Genomic DNA, 16484 nt, shown 5'->3' on the forward strand with positions numbered 1-16484 from the left:
TTTATTGTGAGGATTATTACTTATTCAAAAATCCTTTTTCTCTTGCTTCCTTGATAACAGCAGAGATTCCTTTTTTATTGATGTTCTTAATTGCAGAAGTAGAAACCTTTAAAGTTACCCATCTATCTTCTTCAGGAATATAAAAACGTTTCTTCACCAAGTTGGCGTCAAATTTACGCTTTGTTTTGTTCATTGCGTGGGAAACATTGTTTCCTACCATCGCTTTTTTACCTGTAAGTTCACAAACTCTTGACATTGCTCTATACTTTAACTCGTTATTTCAAAACAGGCTGCAAATTAACGATTTTTTTACCTAATTGCCAACACTCTGTTGAAAATATTTTTTCCCTGTAGTATTTTTTTCCTGAAAGCCTGCTCCCCCTGTGAACAAAAGCTTTTCAGGAATCCTGCTGCCTGCAAGTCCCTGTCGGGAGTACTTCGCAGCATAATATTTTTTCCTTTCTTCTGAAAAAAAAACAGCAACTTTCTAAAAAGCAGTGGCTAAAAGGACACTTTTTGGTTGCCGGTTCTGAGTTTTCGGATATCGGTTCTCGGTTCTCGGTTTTCAGTTCTCGGTTGTGGTTTCAGCTTAGCTGTCTTGTTTCTTGTTTCTTGCAGCGAAGCGGTCTTGGCTGCGAAAATTTCTTAGCTCTTTTCTTCGGAGGTAATCTCCCGCAGGATCATTTCGAATGCCTTATAAACCGAATCTTTCACTACCTGATCCCGCTGATTTCCGAAGCGGAATTTTTTAGAGATCACTTTTTCGGGAGTAGCAAGGCCTATGTAAACCGTACCAACCTCGGCATCGCTATCCCCTTTAGTGGGGCCTGCGTTTCCGGTGGTTGCCAATGCATAGTCGGTTTTTAACAGTTTCCTGGCATTTTTCGCCATGGCTTCGGCTACCTCAGCACTAACCACGCTATACTTTTCGATCAACTCTTCGGGAACCTTTAGAACCTCCTTTTTAATTTGTGTAGAGTAACATACCAGGCCGCCCTTGAAACAGGAGGAAGCCCCGGGATGCGTGGTAAATTCTGCTGCAAGGGCACCACCCGTACAACTTTCTGCCGCCGAAAGGAATTGTTTCCGGGAAGTAAGGATCTTACTTATCTGCACAGCGATCTTCTCGTCCTCCTCCTGCTCATCTGCAATGACATCGCCCAGGATATCATACAGCTTCTCAAATTCCCGCTCTACAGCCGATTTAAGTTCGTCTTCGTTCTCTCCTTTTGCCGACAGTCGCAACCGCACCGTTCCAAGATCGGGTAAATAGGCGAATTTCAGGAAGGAAGGCAGGTTATTTTCCCAGTCCTCCAGCTTATCTGCAATCGCACTTTCCCCCATTCCTTTGGTGAGGATAGTTTTATGGTAAATAAAAGGACGTTTAAATTTTTCCCGAAGCTGCGGGATCACCAGTTTTTCCATAAGCGCCTTCATCTCATAAGGCACTCCCGGCATGGCTACATAGACTTTTCCTGCCTTTTCCATCCAAAGCCCCGGCGCCGTCCCGAATTCATTGTACAGCACTGTTGCTGTAGACGGCACCATCGCCTGCTCCTTATTAAGTTCGGAAAGTGGGGAATCCACATATTTTTCGAAGATCTTTTCTACCTGCTTCAGGACCTTGTCATCCCGCACCAGCTCATCTTCAAAATATTCACAAAAAGTATATTTTGTTACATCGTCCTTAGTTGGACCAAGTCCGCCGGTAAGAAGGATGATATCTGCCCTTTCAGAAGCTTCCTTTAAAGCATTTAAAATATGCTGCCGGTCATCCTGAACCGAAGTGATCTGATACACCGAAATCCCGATCTCGTTCAGCTCTTTTGCCATAAAAGCAGAATTACTGTCCACGATCTGGCCTATCAGGATCTCATCCCCAATGGTGATAATTTCGGCTGTCATTACAGGTCAAAATCATTTTTTAGCTCCTGCTCGGCGGTCAGGACTTTCGTAGTAATGGTTTGCGCAGCTTCGCCTACCTCCTCTTTGGATTTACCGGATTTTGCCCAGGCCTCAATGATCTTAATTTCCGGCATTAGTTCAAGTCCGAACATTTGCAGGTTCGGTTTCATTTTATGCGCGTATTGATAAGCCACCGCAGGGTTGTTTTCGGCCACAGCCTCATTCATAGATTTAAGATCTGGTGGGATCTCTTCTATAAAAGTCTGCACCACGATCTTTACGAAATCCTGGTCTCCTCCTGCCATTTCTATGACACTTTCTAAATTGTAACTGCTCATCTATTTTACCTGTATTGAAAAGATTTGTTGGTCTTCTATAAAACCTGTGAGTTCATCATTTACGTTAACCTTACCCACTCCTGCAGGAGTTCCGGTAAAGATCACGTCTCCTATTTTTAGGGTGAAATAGGTAGAGATATATGCTATTAATTCATCAATCTTCCAGAGCATATGAGAAGTATTTCCCTGCTGTACCTGCTCCTGATTCTTGTTCAGGGAAAAATTGATGTTCTGTAAATCCTGAAAATTTTCTTTTTTTAACCATTTTTCACCAATCACTGCGGCACCATCGAAAGATTTGGCTTTTTCCCAGGGCAATCCCTTTTCCTTTAATTTCTTCTGAAGGTCGCGTGCTGTGAAATCTATGCCCAATCCTATTTCTTCATAGTATTTATGGGAAAATTTCTGCTGAATATGTTTGCCAACCCTGTTGATGCGGACCAGCAACTCCACTTCATAATGTACATCTTCGGAAAATGACGGAATAAAGAAAGGTTGTTTTTTAAGTAAAACTGAAGTATCGGGCTTTAAAAAAACCACCGGATCTTCGGGTTTTTCGTTTTCAAGCTCCGCAATATGCTCGGTATAATTTCTGCCAATACAGATTATTTTCATAATTCCGAATCAGGGTTTTATTTCAACTTGGTGTTAAGTTTTCGAAGTTTGATTGCCGTAAGCACCTTTTTGGTGTACAATGGAAAATCTGAATTCTGGATCCACCCGAAGTAGCCGGGTTCCTGTTCCAGGATCTCTTCCACACATTTACCTTTATGCTTTCCGAAGGAGAAGATCTCGCGTCCGCTTTTATCGAAAGAGATAAAACCGGCGAAATCTGCACAATTTTTCCTCGCACTGAATTCAGATAAAAATTTGGTGTCATTTTCAAGATCTTCGTACCGGTCCAGCTGGGATTTCAGCACTTCGTAGGTAGCCATCGTATCGGCTTCGGCCCCGTGAGCACCTTCGAGTTCTTTTCCGCAGTAGAATTTATAGGCTGCAGAAAGGGTTCGCTGTTCCATTTTATGAAAGATCGTCTGTACGTCTACTGCCAGCATGTTTTTCATATCAAAATCAACATCTGCCCTCAACATTTCCTCGGCCAGTAGCGGAATATCAAATCTGTTGGAATTATAACCTGCCAGGTCACAGCCTTTAATCATATCATAAATAGCAGCAGAAAGCTGTTTAAAAGTGGGCTCATTAGCCACTTTTTCATTGCTGATGCCGTGAATTGCCACCACCTCTTTCGGGATGGGCATTTCAGGATTTACGAGCCAGGTTTTGCTTTCCCTGTTTCCGTTTGGAAATACTTTTAAAATTGAGATTTCCACGATCCTGTCCTTCGCGACATTGGTTCCGGTGGTTTCCAGATCGAAAAAACAGATGGGTTTCTTGAGGTTTAACTCCATGGATACTTGAACATTTATTTGTAAAGATAGAATAATTTATCAGCTTAAAAAGCCATGCCTTCCCTGCCGTTGTTTCTTTTCACCTGAAAATCATAAAAGCCATAAATCTATTTCGAAAAACAGATTTATGGCTCTCAAAGACCACGGAACATTTAATTTTTAAATATTCCTGTCTTTGTCAAAATTTTCAAGGTATTGTGCCACTCTTTGCACAAATTGTCCTCCCAAAGCACCGTTTACGACACGGTGGTCGTAACTGTGGGAAAGGATCATTTTATACCTGATTCCTATAAAATCCCCGTCGGGCGTTTCAATGACCGAAGGCATTTTTCTTATCGCCCCCAGCGCAAGGATTGCAACCTGCGGCTGATTGATAATAGGGGTTCCCATGATACTTCCAAACGTACCCACATTGGTGACCGTGTAAGTTCCTCCCTGGATATCATCGGGTTTTAATTTGTTGTTTCGAGCGCGGCTAGCAAGATCGTTTACGGCTTTTGCCATGCCCACCAGGTTTAACTGATCTGCATTTTTGATCACCGGAACGATGAGATTACCATCAGGTAAAGCTGCTGCCATCCCGAGGTTAATATTTTTCCTTTTAATGATCTTTTCACCATCAAATGATATGTTGATAAGCGGAAAATCCTTAATGGCCTTGGCCACTGCTTCCATAAATATTGGCGTGAAAGTTAATTTTTCACCCTCACGTTTTGCAAAAGTATCTTTATTTTTTTGCCTCCAGTTCCAGATGTTGGTCACATCCACTTCAATAAATGACTGAACATGCGGGGAAGTCTGAACACTCTCCACCATGTGGTGAGCGATCATTTTACCCATTCTGCTCATCTCAATGATCTCATCTTCTCCACCAACACTAATGGTTTTAGGAGCTTTTGGTGCGGCCTGTGGTTGCGCTGCCTGGCGGGCAGGTTTTTCCGGAGCAGGTTTTTGAGCTGCAGCCTGTTGTTGAGAAGATCTGATTTCCAGGTACTCTAAAATATCATTTTTAGTCACCCTTCCATCTTTACCACTTCCTTCTATCTTCTCCAGTTCATCGAACGAAACACCTTCTTCTTTCGCTATATTTTTGACCAACGGAGAATAAAAACGATTACTATCAGAAAAATCCTGAGTAGTGATTTGCTTCGCTTCAGAAACCTGTCTTTCTACTTCCTCTACCGCTTCCTGAACTTCTTCGGAAGGGATCTCTTCCTCTGTATCTGTCCCTGCAGGAGCCTCATCTCCTTCGATTTCAATAATAGCAATGGTCTGGCCTACTTGCACTACATCATCCACTTCAAAAAGCTTTTCCACTAAAACGCCATCAACTTCACTTGGAACTTCGCTATCTACTTTATCTGTAGCGATCTCCAGTACCGGCTCATCGGCCTCAATAGTTTCTCCTACTTCTTTTAACCAACTGGTAATGGTTGCTTCCGCAACACTTTCCCCCATCTTGGGTAATTTTAGTTCGTATTTTGCCATATTCTTATTTAGAAGGTGTTTTATTATATCCTGACTGCGAATTTACTAAAAATTCGGCTCTTTGAATAAAAATTATTTATTCAACTACTTTTTTCGGTGTCTAAGCTTCTTCAGCCATAGCATTTGAATCCTCGTAAAATTACAATTTCACAGCTTTAATCGAAAAGTATTAAGATGGTTTTTTGAATCTGCCGCTTCAGAAGAGATTTATCTTTCCGAAGCAATTTTAGCTTTTCATGGAATTTTCAAAAGGAATCCTGTTGGTAATACTTCTCCCAAGGGTCACCTCATCTGCATACTCCAGCTCATCACCAACCGAAATTCCGCGGGCAATCGTACTGGTTTTGATTTCCATCCCCTCCAGCTGTTTAAAAATATAGAAATTAGTAGTGTCCCCTTCCAACGTACTGCTAAGGGCAAAAATAATTTCCTCGATTTTTCCTGCCATGGCTTTTTCAACCAGAGATCTTATGGTAAGCTGGGAAGGACCAATCCCATCCATCGGACTGATTTTTCCTCCCAATACATGGTACAGTCCCCTGTACTGACTCGTATTTTCAATCGCCATCACATCCCGAATATCTTCTACCACACACACAATTTCACTCTGCCGGTTTGGATTTGCACATATTTCACATAATTCTGTATCACTAATATTGTGGCAATTTTTACAGAATTTCACTTCGGTTTTTAGATCGACCAAAGATTTTGACAAAGCCACCGTTTGAGATTCCGGTTGCTTGAGTAAGTGTAAAACCAGCCGTAAGGCAGTCCGCTTTCCAATGCCGGGAAGCTGAGACATTTCATTCACGGCCTGTTCCAATAATTTTGACGAAAAATCCATAGCGCAAAAGTACAATTTTTGAAGAGCAATGTTTAAACAATTTAATAGTTTAGCGGACAGATAATCCGGAGGACTAAATTCTCCGACTTCAACTGAACCTAAATGGAACCCATCTTTATACTTCTCCTGGTCGCTGCTTATTTTGGCGTACTCTTACTGATCTCCTACTTCACCGGAAAAAATGCCAGCAATGAGACTTTTTTCAAAGCCAACAAGGAATCACCCTGGTACATTGTGGCTTTTGGAATGGTGGGCGCATCCCTTTCGGGAGTAACTTTTATTTCGGTACCGGGTTGGGTACGGGATTCTCAGTTTAGTTATATGCAGGTAGTGCTGGGATATCTTGCTGGTTACCTGGTCATAACATTTATCCTGCTTCCCATTTATTACCGGCTCAACGTCACCTCGATCTATCAATATCTACAACAGCGGTTTGGCGATGTGAGTTACAGGACCGGAGCCTTTTTCTTCTTTATTTCCCGCGTTCTGGGAGCTTCCTTCAGGTTATTTCTAGTAGCAACGGTGCTGCAATACTTCGTTTTTGATGCCTGGAATATTCCGTTTGTAGTTACTGTCACCATCTCCATCCTGTTGATATGGCTCTATACGGCGCGCGCCGGAATCAAAACCATTGTGTGGACAGATACGCTTCAAACCTTATTCATGCTGGGGTCTGTAGGAGTAGCCATTTATTTTGTTTCTGATGAACTGAACTGGGGATTCATGGATTTTTTCACCGCGCCCGAATTACAGCCGTATACCAAAACCTTTTTCACCGATAGTGTGCTGAATAAAAACTTCTTCTGGAAAGCCTTTTTTGGAGGGATGTTCATTACCATTTGTATGACAGGGCTGGACCAGGATATGATGCAGAAAAACCTGACCTGTAAAAACCTTTGGGATGCCCAGAAGAACATGCTTTCATACAGTTTCGTTTTTGTTCCGGTGAACTTACTCTTCCTGTTCCTGGGAGCACTTTTGTTCATTTATGCTGAACAAACCGGAATTGCTGTTCCAATAATGGATGGAAGTGAAAAAACAGACCTTCTTTTTCCTGAAATCGCTCTTAACGGAAGTATGGGAGTAGGTCTGCCTGTAATCTTCATCCTTGGACTTATTGCTGCAGCCTATTCCAGCGCCGACAGTGCACTGACTTCCCTCACTACCAGCTTTTGCGTGGATTTCCTGAACATTGAGAAGCGCCAGCTTTCCCTGCAAAAAGGTTTAAGACAGCGAGTACATGTGGGAATAAGCATACTGCTTATTGTCGTAATCATAGCTTTCAAATACTTACTTGACAGCAACGTCATCGACCTGCTGCTCACCGCCGCCACCTACACCTACGGACCTCTTTTAGGTCTCTTTACCTTCGGAATATTTACCAAAATGCAAATTAAAGACCGCTGGGTCTGGATCGTTGCCATTCTGTCGGTGATCATCACCTATATCATTGGAAACTTACCTCCGTCCTATCTGGGAGGTTATGTGTTTAATTATGAACTATTGATCCTGAATGGTGCCCTTACGTTTTTAGGTTTAGTATTGATTCGTAGAAAGTAGCACGAGCGTACAGGCTACTTCTACTTCAATATTTTCCCGCTGAAGCAACCGGTAAAACTCCGGGTTTTCTGTTCCGGGATTAAAGATAACTCGTTTAGGGCGCAGGGAAACAATGTAATCGTAATACTCTTCCTGCCGCGGAGGCCCCAGATATAGGGTAACAGTGTCTACATCTTCAAAAGGAACCTTCTCCTTTTGAATAGACACTCCTGCAACAGAGCCTTCTCTTAATCCTATCGCCACAACGGGTTGTTTGTGAGAAGCGAGTCGGTTGATCGCTATATTTGAATATCTGGAAGGGTTTTCAGAAGCTCCAAGAACTAGTGTTTTCTTCTTCATTTTTTATTTCTTCAGGGTGTAACAAAATTAAATTTATTCTGTCATTAAGGTAAGAAATATTTCCCGCATTACAGTTTCTATGTTCATTGATGGTTAGTGTCTATGGCGCTGTAATGCAAGGCCCACCCTTTTAGAGTGGGCCTTTTTAAAATTTTATCACTTTTAACTGTAACAATAGAGTTTTTTAGGCGTCTTTATAGTAGAGTACCTTTTTATTTTCAGGAAATCATCACTCCTGGAATTATGCATAACAAGGTATTATGCTATAATTCATCATTAAATCAATCAAAAAATGAAACAGTTTATCTTATTCTTTTTTCTGGCTGCGGGTCCGCTCCTAGCATCAAATTCTTCCATCAACCCCGACCTGGGATCGGTAACAGGCACTGTCATGGACAGCGAATTTAAGGAGCCGATTCCCTATGCCACCATTTCCATTAAAACTCCGGAAGGGGAACTGGTCTCAGGAACAGTGAGTACCATTGATGGTACTTTCCGGCTCGAGAAGATCAAGAACGGAAGTTACATTTTTGAAGTACAATTCATGGGCTACAGAAGCTTTTCTAAAGAAGTGGAGATTTCCGGAAGTAACAACAAAATTGATATCGGAACCATTTTTCTTGAGGCCGAAGTAGCCCAGCTGGATGACGTGGAAATAGTCGCAGAACGTTCTACCATTGAACAGCGCATCGACCGCAAAGTCATCAATGTTGGGAAAGATCTAACTACCATGGGAGCCACCGCAAGTGACATTATGAACAATGTTCCTTCTGTAAGTGTGGACCAGGACGGCAATATAGCCCTGAGGGGCAATCCGAATGTAAAAATCCTACTCGACGGGAAACCGACCAATGTAGATGCCGCCACTCTTTTAAGGCAGATCCCCTCTACCTCTATTAAACAAATTGAGCTTATCACCAATCCGTCTGCCAAGCATGATCCCGAAGGAATGAGCGGAATTATCAATATCATCCTTCACAAGAATTCCAATCTTGGGTTCAACGGAGATTTTAGTGGGGGACTCACCTTTGCAAGGGAAGTGAGCGGAAATTCAAACCTCAACCTCAACTATCGTGAAGGCAAGGTGAACGTATACGCCAACCTGGGTGCGAACCGACGCAGAAGCGAATTCAGGGGTGAGATCTTTAACCACGAACTGGAATCTGGCGAACATCTAAACTTTGTGGGTGGCAATGACAGTTATCTTCTTAAAACCGGACTCGATTACTACTTAAATGACCGCAACACCCTTTCCTTTTTTACCCGCCAAAATTTATTCTATGAATATGATAATGGCAGCCTGGGCGTAAGATACCCAGATGAGCCATCAGCGAATTTCATTCAGTTTTCTGATACCGATGAAGAAAATCTCTCCTCGACTTATAATGTAGTGTATCGCCACACCTTTCCAAAAGAAGGTCATACGCTGGAGTTCGAGATCGATCACAACCGCTACAGCAACGATGAGATCACAGATTTCACCTACACCGGGTCTACAGATGCCTCTCCTTACACAGATGATGTGGACAAAACCCGTCACCAGACGATTGCAAATATAGATTACGTACTTCCCCTTTCTGAAAGTTCAAAGATCGAAGTGGGCGGGGAAAGCAGGATTCTTCGCAGTGAAAACAGCTATTTATCTACCAATCCGGGGCTGGATGATGTGTTATTTGATTACGACAGAGACATTTATTCCTTTTACACCACATTTGGACAGAATTTTGAAAAATGGGCGTACCAGCTGGGTGCCCGACTGGAACAATTCAATGTAGAAGGAGTGCAGGAAGGAGCCAGCGGTTATGAAGATGATTATCTCACTCTATATCCTTCTGCTTTCCTCTCTTACACCCCCGGAGAAAATAACAGTTTTCAGCTAAGTTACAGTCGCAGGGTAGACCGGCCTTCTTTCAATCAGGTAAATCCTGTACGCCAGATCTCTACTCCAAGACTTTCCATTGTAGGAAACCCCGAACTGGAGCCGCAATTCACCAACTCGGTGGAGCTGAACTATACCCGGAAAATGGGAAAAAATTCCCTTACCGCCGGCGTTTTTCATCGAATGATCAATGAAAACATCACCCAGGTAATGGAACAGGACCCATTGAACCCAGAAAGGATCATTTTAAGTTTTGATAATACCGGAAAAAGCGAATCTTCAGGAGTTGAAGTTTCAGCAAACCTGAAACCAACCAGCTTCTGGGATTTTAGTGCCAATTTCAATTTATACAGCCAGGTGTTGGAAGGTTATCTTGGCACCACCTATATTGAGGAAGACAACACCAACTACAGAATCCAGACCAATCATTCGTTTAAACTAACCAAAAGCCTGAGGTTTCAGTTATTCGGAATGTATGTGGGGCCACAAAAAACCCTGCAGTTTAATATTGAAGAATTCTATTTTATGAATGCCGGGGCACGATATTCCTTCCTGAAGGACAAAGCTTCCTTAAGCATCAACTTCAATGATATTTTCAAAACCAATGAACAGCATATTACTACAGATCGTCCTGTTCAACAAACTGCCTATTTCAACCCTGATTCTCAACAAATAAATGTGGCCTTTTCCTACCGCTTTGGTGGAGGAAAGAACAGAGCCCTTGAAAGAAAACAACGTGATGACAATACTGCCAATGGTGGCGGCATGTTCTAATAGTTTGTTTGTTTTAGCCAAAAAACCCGCAACGAGAGCCGTTGCGGGTTTTTATTTTTATCTGCAAAACCTCCACTCCAATATGGATAAGGATTTCTAAATCTTCTTTCTCTTCTCTCTCTCAGCGAAACGGTCTTTTCTCTAAAGAATATTCAATGATCTTCTACCACTTTATCACCGCACTTGCCCAGGTAAATCCACTACCAAAAGCTGCCAGTACCACAGTATCCCCTTCTTTAACCTTTCCTTCTTCCCAGGCTTCAGTCAGTGCGATGGGAATAGAGGCTGCAGTAGTATTTCCATACTTCTGAATATTGTTGTACACCTGGTCATCTTCCAGTTTAAATTTCTGCTGAATAAACTGTGAGATCCTCAAATTCGCCTGATGCGGAATCAACATATCAATATCCTTCACTTCGAGTCCGTTAGCCTGCAATCCTTCCATGATCACTTCAGAAAACCGAACCACAGCATTTTTGAATACAAATTGTCCGTTCATATAAGGGTAATAAGGAATATCATCTCCCTGCGGATTTTCAGCTATGATCTCCGGAACCCAATGCATGGTGCTTGGCCCTTTCAGAGAAAGTTCCAGCGCATGTTTTCCTTCAGAATGAAGGTGGGTGGAAAGTATCCCCTGCCCGTTATGGTCGCTTTGGGTTAAAACTGCAGCTCCCGCACCATCACCAAAAATAACTGATACACCTCTTCCCCTGGTGGTAAAGTCCAGTCCGCCACTATGATTCTCACTACCAATTACCAGCACGTTCTTATACATTCCGGTTTTGATAAACTGGTCGGCTACCGAAAGTGCGTAGATGAATCCACTACACTGGTTTCGCACATCCAGTGCCGGGCAGGTATGGATGTCCAGCATTTCCTGAACCTGTACCCCACACCCAGGAAAATAGTAATCGGGACTCAGGGTTGCAAAAACGATAAGATCGATATCATCTTTAGAAATTCCGGATCGTTCTAAAGCCACTTTTGCAGCTTTCATGCCCATCACGGCTGTAGAATTGCCATCTCCTTTTTTAATGTGCCTGCGTTCTGTAATACCTGTACGTTCCTGAATCCAGGCATCATTGGTATCCATCACTTTAGAAAGATCGTCGTTAGTGACCACATTTTCGGGAACATAACTGCCAAGGCCGGCTATTTTTGTTTGATACATTTTACTATATTTAGGTCTTTATTACCTTCTCTTTTCAATTTAATGATTTAATAAAAAATTGAGGCGCAATATAAGAAATATTAACATTCTTTAAATTCTAATATAAGCAAATTCATTAATCAATAAAATTCACTCCATGAAAAAACTATGTTCCAGTTTTTGTCTCCTGCTCTTTATAAGTTTTGGTCATGCCCAGGAGAACCTGACTTACCAGAAACCTCCGCAGGAAATTTTAGAGCTGGTAGATGTTCCTTTAGCTCCTTACACCCTTCTTAACGACGATGGGGAAATGATGGTTTTCCTGTACAGGGACCAGTATAAATCTATTGCAGAATTAAGTGAAGAAGAAATGCGACTTGGCGGACTCCGAATCAATCCTATAACAAACATTAGTAGCAGGGCTACTTATTACAACAAGCTCGAAATGAAGATGCTTGAGGATAACGAGCCGACACAAATCCAGGGTCTTCCGGAAAATCCACGGTTAACGAATTTCAGTTGGTCACCTGATGAATCAAAGATGGCTTTTACCCATACTACAGATAAAGGTGTAGAGTTATGGGTGGTAGATTTTGAAGCCGCAAAGGCAAGAAAACTGACTGGTGCCAACCTGAACGCAAACATGGGCAATACCATCAATTGGTTCAAAGACAATTCGGCCGTTCTTGTGAAAATGCTTCCCGAAGACCGAAAAGAGTTAATCGACGAAGTAACAGCAGTTCCTACGGGACCTACAGTTTCTGTAAGTGATGGAAAAGAAGCCCAAAACCGGACATACCAGGATTTGCTGAAAAACCCGAATGACGAATTCAATTTTGAGCAACTAGCAAGATCAGAACTTGTAAAAGTTAACCTGGACGGCACTACCCAAAAATGGAAAGATGCCAAAATGTACAGTGGCGTTTCCTTTTCTCCTGATGGGGAGTATGTTATGGTCACCCATATCAAAAAACCGTTTTCTTACCTGGTCCCTTATTACAGATTCCCTTCAGAAAGCACCATTTACGAAAAAGACGGTGATGCGGTTGCCATGGTCAATGATGTACCGCTAACTGAAGATCTTCCGCAAGGTTTCATGTCCGAACGGGAAGGACCAAGAGATATGGAATGGAGGGATGATACCCCTTCCACCCTCGTATATGTGGAAGCGCTGGATGGTGGAGACCCCGAAAATGAAGTGGAATTCCGGGATGAAGTTTTCCTTTTGGAAGCACCTTTTACAGGCAACGGAAAATCAATCCTGAAAACAAAAGACAGGTTCTCCGGCATTACCTGGGGAAATGAAAATAAAGCGATTGCAGAAGATTACTGGTGGAACAACAGAAACACCAGGACATATGTTTTCAATCCTTCAAATGCTGCCGACGAACCAACTGTGATTTTCGACAGGAATTACCAGGACCGGTACAGTGATCCCGGTAGGTTTGTGACCACTAAAAATGAGTTTGGACAAAATGTCCTTAAACTTGATGATAACCATGCATTTTTATTGGGTGCAGGATTTACCGAAGAAGGACAGTTTCCCTTTGCAGACCGTGTAGACCTGGAAACCGGAAACACAGAGCGGCTTTACCAATCCAATTATAATGATAGGAAAGAAACTCTTGTGGAAGCACTGGATATAGAAAATGGCGAAATCCTGGTCCGAATAGAATCTTCGGCAGAATATCCGAATTACTACATCAGGGATATCGACAATGAGGAAGATATCACCCAGATTACCTCTTTTGAAAATCCATTTAAAACCCTGGAAAATGTTACCAAAGAAGTAATAACATACGAGCGTGAGGATGGACTTGAATTAAACGCAACATTATATTTACCCGAAGGATACGACAAAAACAATCCTGAAAAACTACCTATGATCGTTTGGGCTTATCCAAGGGAGTTTAAAGACAAAAGTTCGGCTTCCCAGAATACTTCCAATGCCAATGATTTCACTTATCCTTATTACGGTTCCCCAATTTACTGGGTAAACAGAGGATATGTGGTTTTAGATGATGCCTCCTTCCCAATCGTCGGTGAAGGCGACGAAGAACCAAACGACAGCTTTAGGACACAGCTGGTAGCCAATGGAAAAGCCGCCATAGATGCGGTAGATAAAATGGGATATATAGACAGGGACCGAGTAGCGGTTGGCGGCCACAGTTACGGAGCTTTTATGACTGCCAATTTATTATCACATTCCAACCTTTTTGCTGCAGGTATTGCCAGAAGCGGCGCTTATAACCGAACCCTGACACCTTTCGGGTTTCAGAGCGAAGAACGTAACTATTGGGAAGCACCCGAGGTTTACTATAATATGTCACCTTTTATGCATGCCGATAAAATGAAGACTCCGTTGTTGCTCATACATGGGGAAGCAGATAATAACTCGGGGACGTATCCTATGCAAAGCGAGCGATATTTTAATGCTTTAAAAGGCCTTGGCGCTACTGCACGGCTGGTAATGCTACCAAAAGAAAGCCATGGCTACAGTGCAAAAGAATCTGTTTTACACGTTCTTTGGGAGCAGGATCAATGGCTGGAACAGCATGTAAAAAACAAAAAAACTGCAGAAAATACAGTTCAAAATACTCCGCAGTTAAAAAATTGATCTATTAATTTTTTAAAACCAATAAAGCCCGCAAAAGCGGGCTTTACTAATTTTTAGAATGAACTTTATCTTCTAGTATTCAGCGTCCAGATAAGACGATCCAAAACGGTCATATTCATCACGATCAATTGTTCCATCCTGGTTTCCGTCCATACTGTTATAAACCCCTTCGTTCATTTCATCTTCATCAATTCTATTATCTCTGTTGGTATCGAAAGAGTTATAATAATCTGTATCCCTCATACCAGTATAGTATTCATCTCGTGAGATCCTTTGATCCCCATCCACATCAAACTGTGTATTATCATTGGTTTCTAAATACTCACCGTAAACATTATCATATCCTTCATTCCATTCATTCGCGTCGAGATATTCATCACTGTTAGTATCTACACGGTCATAAGTAGTATCATAGAATTCGCGATCATCTATGGTACCGTCACGGTTGGTATCCCACTGTTCATACGTTTCTGAATAGGATTCATTAAACTCAGTCTGGTCAATACCTCCATCCATATTCGTATCGAAATCATCATATACCTGCGAAAATGCAACAGAAGATCCTAACAGTAGCATTGTAAACAGGCTTGCTTTTAAAGTTTTCATAGTTTTCTTTTTTATATTAGACATTAAGTTCAGATTATTCTTTTCTAAACATCGGCCTAATATAAAACTTCAAAATACTGATTTAAAGCATTTTAAGATTATTAACTTGAAGGCTGTTTTTATTATGACATCAATAACAATACTTACAAAAAGTATCAAAACTCTATTAATGTTCTGCTCCTGTCCTCAATTTTCCTGTTAAACAAACCTCTTATAATTGTTGATTTTCACTGTGGATCCCAAACTATTTAGTAGCGTATAAAGTCCCATAAAAGTCCGGCTGATGTATATAAAATGTTCACTCCCGCGGTTTACATTCATCTTTCTTAGTTCGGGTTCCCTGCTGTACTTTTCACTCAAGGCCGAAATTGCCTCCAGGAATTTATTATCCCCAAAATCAAAAGTATCGGAGTTCAAAGGCTTCGCAAACATGCTCAACATTTGATAATACAGCTCTGAAAAGAAGTCCACTTCTTTTTCTGAATCTCCTTCTTTAAGAATATCGAGTTCCAAAAGTTTATTTCGGAAAAAAGCTGGGTCTTCAAAATTTTCTTTTTTGGTAAGTTCAAAATAAGGCTCATAGAATTCTTCGGGCAGTCTTTTAATACACCCAAAATCTATGGCAATTAGTTCTTTCTTGTCACTAATAAGAAAATTTCCGGGATGTGGATCTGCATGCACTGCTTTCAGTTCATGCATCTGGTACATATAAAAATCCCATAAGGTCTGTCCTATTGTGTCTGCGGCTTGCTGATCTTTATTCACTTTTGCAAACTCACTCAGGTGCTTTCCCTGCATCCAATTCATCGTGATGATCTTTTCACTGGAGAGCTCCTCGTAATATACCGGAAATTTTAGGTTGGGAATATGAGCACATGCTGCGGAAATCTCTTTGCTTTGTGCTACTTCAAGCTTATAATCTGTTTCTTCCAGCAGCTTCCCTTCTACTTCCTTAAAATATTTTTCTGAATCTTTGCCCTGAAGGTTAAACATCTTAAGGGCGATGGGTTTTACCATGGCAAGGTCTGAACTTATACTGTCGGCTACTCCGGGATATTGAATTTTAACAGCCAGTTCTTTTCCATCTTTCGTCGCCCGGTGCACCTGACCAATACTGGCAGCATTGACCGATTCCAACGAAAACGTATCATACAAATCTTCCGGAAATTGTCCGTGATATTTCTTAAAGGTTTTTCGCACCAGCGGCCCTGAAAGTGGCGGCACACTAAACTGCGCCAAACTGAATTTTTCCACGTAAGCACCGGGAAGCAGGCTCTTTTCCATGGAGAGCATCTGGGCAACTTTAAGGGCACTTCCCTTCAGGCTTTTAAGTCCGTTATAAATATCTTCTGCATTATCCTGATCCAGTTCTTCGCGGGAAAGGTCGGAATTCAGGGCTTTTTTTCCGTAGTATTTGAGGTAGTTTCCACCGATTTTTATTCCGGTTTGTACCATTTTACCGGTACGGCCAATTTTGCCGGTAGGGATCTTATCTATTGTCTTCATGTAGAATTTATATTAATATCCCGCAGTGAACGTTGTAGGGGGCGCCCAACTGCGGGAATTAAACGG

14 protein-coding genes are annotated in these 16484 nt (G+C 41.9%); 3 read left to right on the forward strand and 11 right to left on the reverse strand.

All coding sequences use genetic code 11. The annotated features are described in order from the left end of the window. Window positions 1-16 precede the first annotated feature (16 nt). The 7 genes from rpmB to recR all read right to left on the reverse strand — a co-directional run bounded on the left by rpmB (window position 17) and on the right by recR (window position 5984). Window positions 17-256 (reverse strand): 50S ribosomal protein L28, encoded by a 240-nt coding sequence (rpmB, locus tag IE056_RS10815; protein ID WP_189604736.1) that lies wholly within the window; start codon window positions 254-256, stop codon window positions 17-19. Between the two features lie 389 nt (window positions 257-645). Then, window positions 646-1905: a competence/damage-inducible protein A gene (locus IE056_RS10820; RefSeq protein ID WP_189604737.1), complete on the reverse strand. Its 1260-nt coding sequence runs from the start codon at window positions 1903-1905 to the stop codon at window positions 646-648. Continuing rightward, a complete protein-coding gene (locus IE056_RS10825; RefSeq protein WP_189604738.1) occupies window positions 1905-2243 on the reverse strand; it encodes an Hpt domain-containing protein in 339 nt (112 codons plus the stop codon). Before IE056_RS10825 ends, IE056_RS10820 begins: the two co-directional genes overlap by 1 nt. Then, window positions 2244-2858, reverse strand: a complete 615-nt coding sequence (locus IE056_RS10830; protein ID WP_189604739.1) for a fumarylacetoacetate hydrolase family protein — start codon at window positions 2856-2858, stop codon at window positions 2244-2246. A 17-nt stretch (window positions 2859-2875) separates the two neighbouring features. Next, window positions 2876-3652, reverse strand: coding sequence for a 3'-5' exonuclease (locus IE056_RS10835; protein WP_189604740.1), 777 nt, complete (start codon window positions 3650-3652; stop codon window positions 2876-2878). Window positions 3653-3811: 159 nt separating this feature from the next. Further along, the gene (locus tag IE056_RS10840; RefSeq protein ID WP_189604741.1) at window positions 3812-5140 is read right to left on the reverse strand and encodes a dihydrolipoamide acetyltransferase family protein; all 1329 of its coding nucleotides are present in this window, start codon (window positions 5138-5140) and stop codon (window positions 3812-3814) included. Window positions 5141-5366: 226 nt separating this feature from the next. Next, complete coding sequence (recR, locus tag IE056_RS10845; protein WP_189604742.1) at window positions 5367-5984, reverse strand: recombination mediator RecR; 618 nt, start codon at window positions 5982-5984, stop codon at window positions 5367-5369. 102 nt (window positions 5985-6086) lie between these two features. On the opposite strand from recR, the gene IE056_RS10850 reads away from it, so the two are divergent. Beyond that, a complete protein-coding gene (locus IE056_RS10850; protein WP_189604743.1) occupies window positions 6087-7544 on the forward strand; it encodes a sodium:solute symporter in 1458 nt (485 codons plus the stop codon). Here the strand turns inward: IE056_RS10850 and IE056_RS10855 are convergent. Next, window positions 7521-7883: a CoA-binding protein gene (locus IE056_RS10855; RefSeq protein WP_189604744.1), complete on the reverse strand. Its 363-nt coding sequence runs from the start codon at window positions 7881-7883 to the stop codon at window positions 7521-7523. The genes IE056_RS10850 and IE056_RS10855 overlap by 24 nt on opposite strands. Window positions 7884-8175: 292 nt before the next feature. Between IE056_RS10855 and IE056_RS10860 the strand changes: the two genes are divergently transcribed. Then, a complete protein-coding gene (locus IE056_RS10860; RefSeq protein ID WP_189604745.1) occupies window positions 8176-10536 on the forward strand; it encodes a TonB-dependent receptor in 2361 nt (786 codons plus the stop codon). Window positions 10537-10699: 163 nt separating this feature from the next. Here IE056_RS10860 and IE056_RS10865 read toward each other — a convergent pair whose 3' ends face one another. Then, window positions 10700-11710 (reverse strand): 3-oxoacyl-ACP synthase III family protein, encoded by a 1011-nt coding sequence (locus IE056_RS10865; RefSeq protein WP_189604746.1) that lies wholly within the window; start codon window positions 11708-11710, stop codon window positions 10700-10702. A 136-nt stretch (window positions 11711-11846) separates the two neighbouring features. Between IE056_RS10865 and IE056_RS10870 the strand changes: the two genes are divergently transcribed. After that, window positions 11847-14306 (forward strand): S9 family peptidase, encoded by a 2460-nt coding sequence (locus IE056_RS10870; protein WP_189604747.1) that lies wholly within the window; start codon window positions 11847-11849, stop codon window positions 14304-14306. A gap of 72 nt (window positions 14307-14378) precedes the next feature. Here the strand turns inward: IE056_RS10870 and IE056_RS10875 are convergent, their stop codons facing one another. Further along, window positions 14379-14912 carry an EF-hand domain-containing protein gene (locus tag IE056_RS10875; RefSeq protein WP_189604748.1) on the reverse strand — a complete coding sequence of 178 codons (534 nt, stop codon included), beginning with the start codon at window positions 14910-14912 and terminating at the stop codon, window positions 14379-14381. A 198-nt stretch (window positions 14913-15110) separates the two neighbouring features. Continuing rightward, on the reverse strand, window positions 15111-16418 hold the full coding sequence (locus tag IE056_RS10880; RefSeq protein WP_189604749.1) for an ABC1 kinase family protein: 1308 nt from the start codon (window positions 16416-16418) through the stop codon (window positions 15111-15113). Window positions 16419-16484: the final 66 nt, after the last annotated feature.

The sequence above is a fragment of the Salinimicrobium marinum genome, assembly GCF_014651535.1.
GTDB classification, from domain to species: domain Bacteria; phylum Bacteroidota; class Bacteroidia; order Flavobacteriales; family Flavobacteriaceae; genus Salinimicrobium; species Salinimicrobium marinum.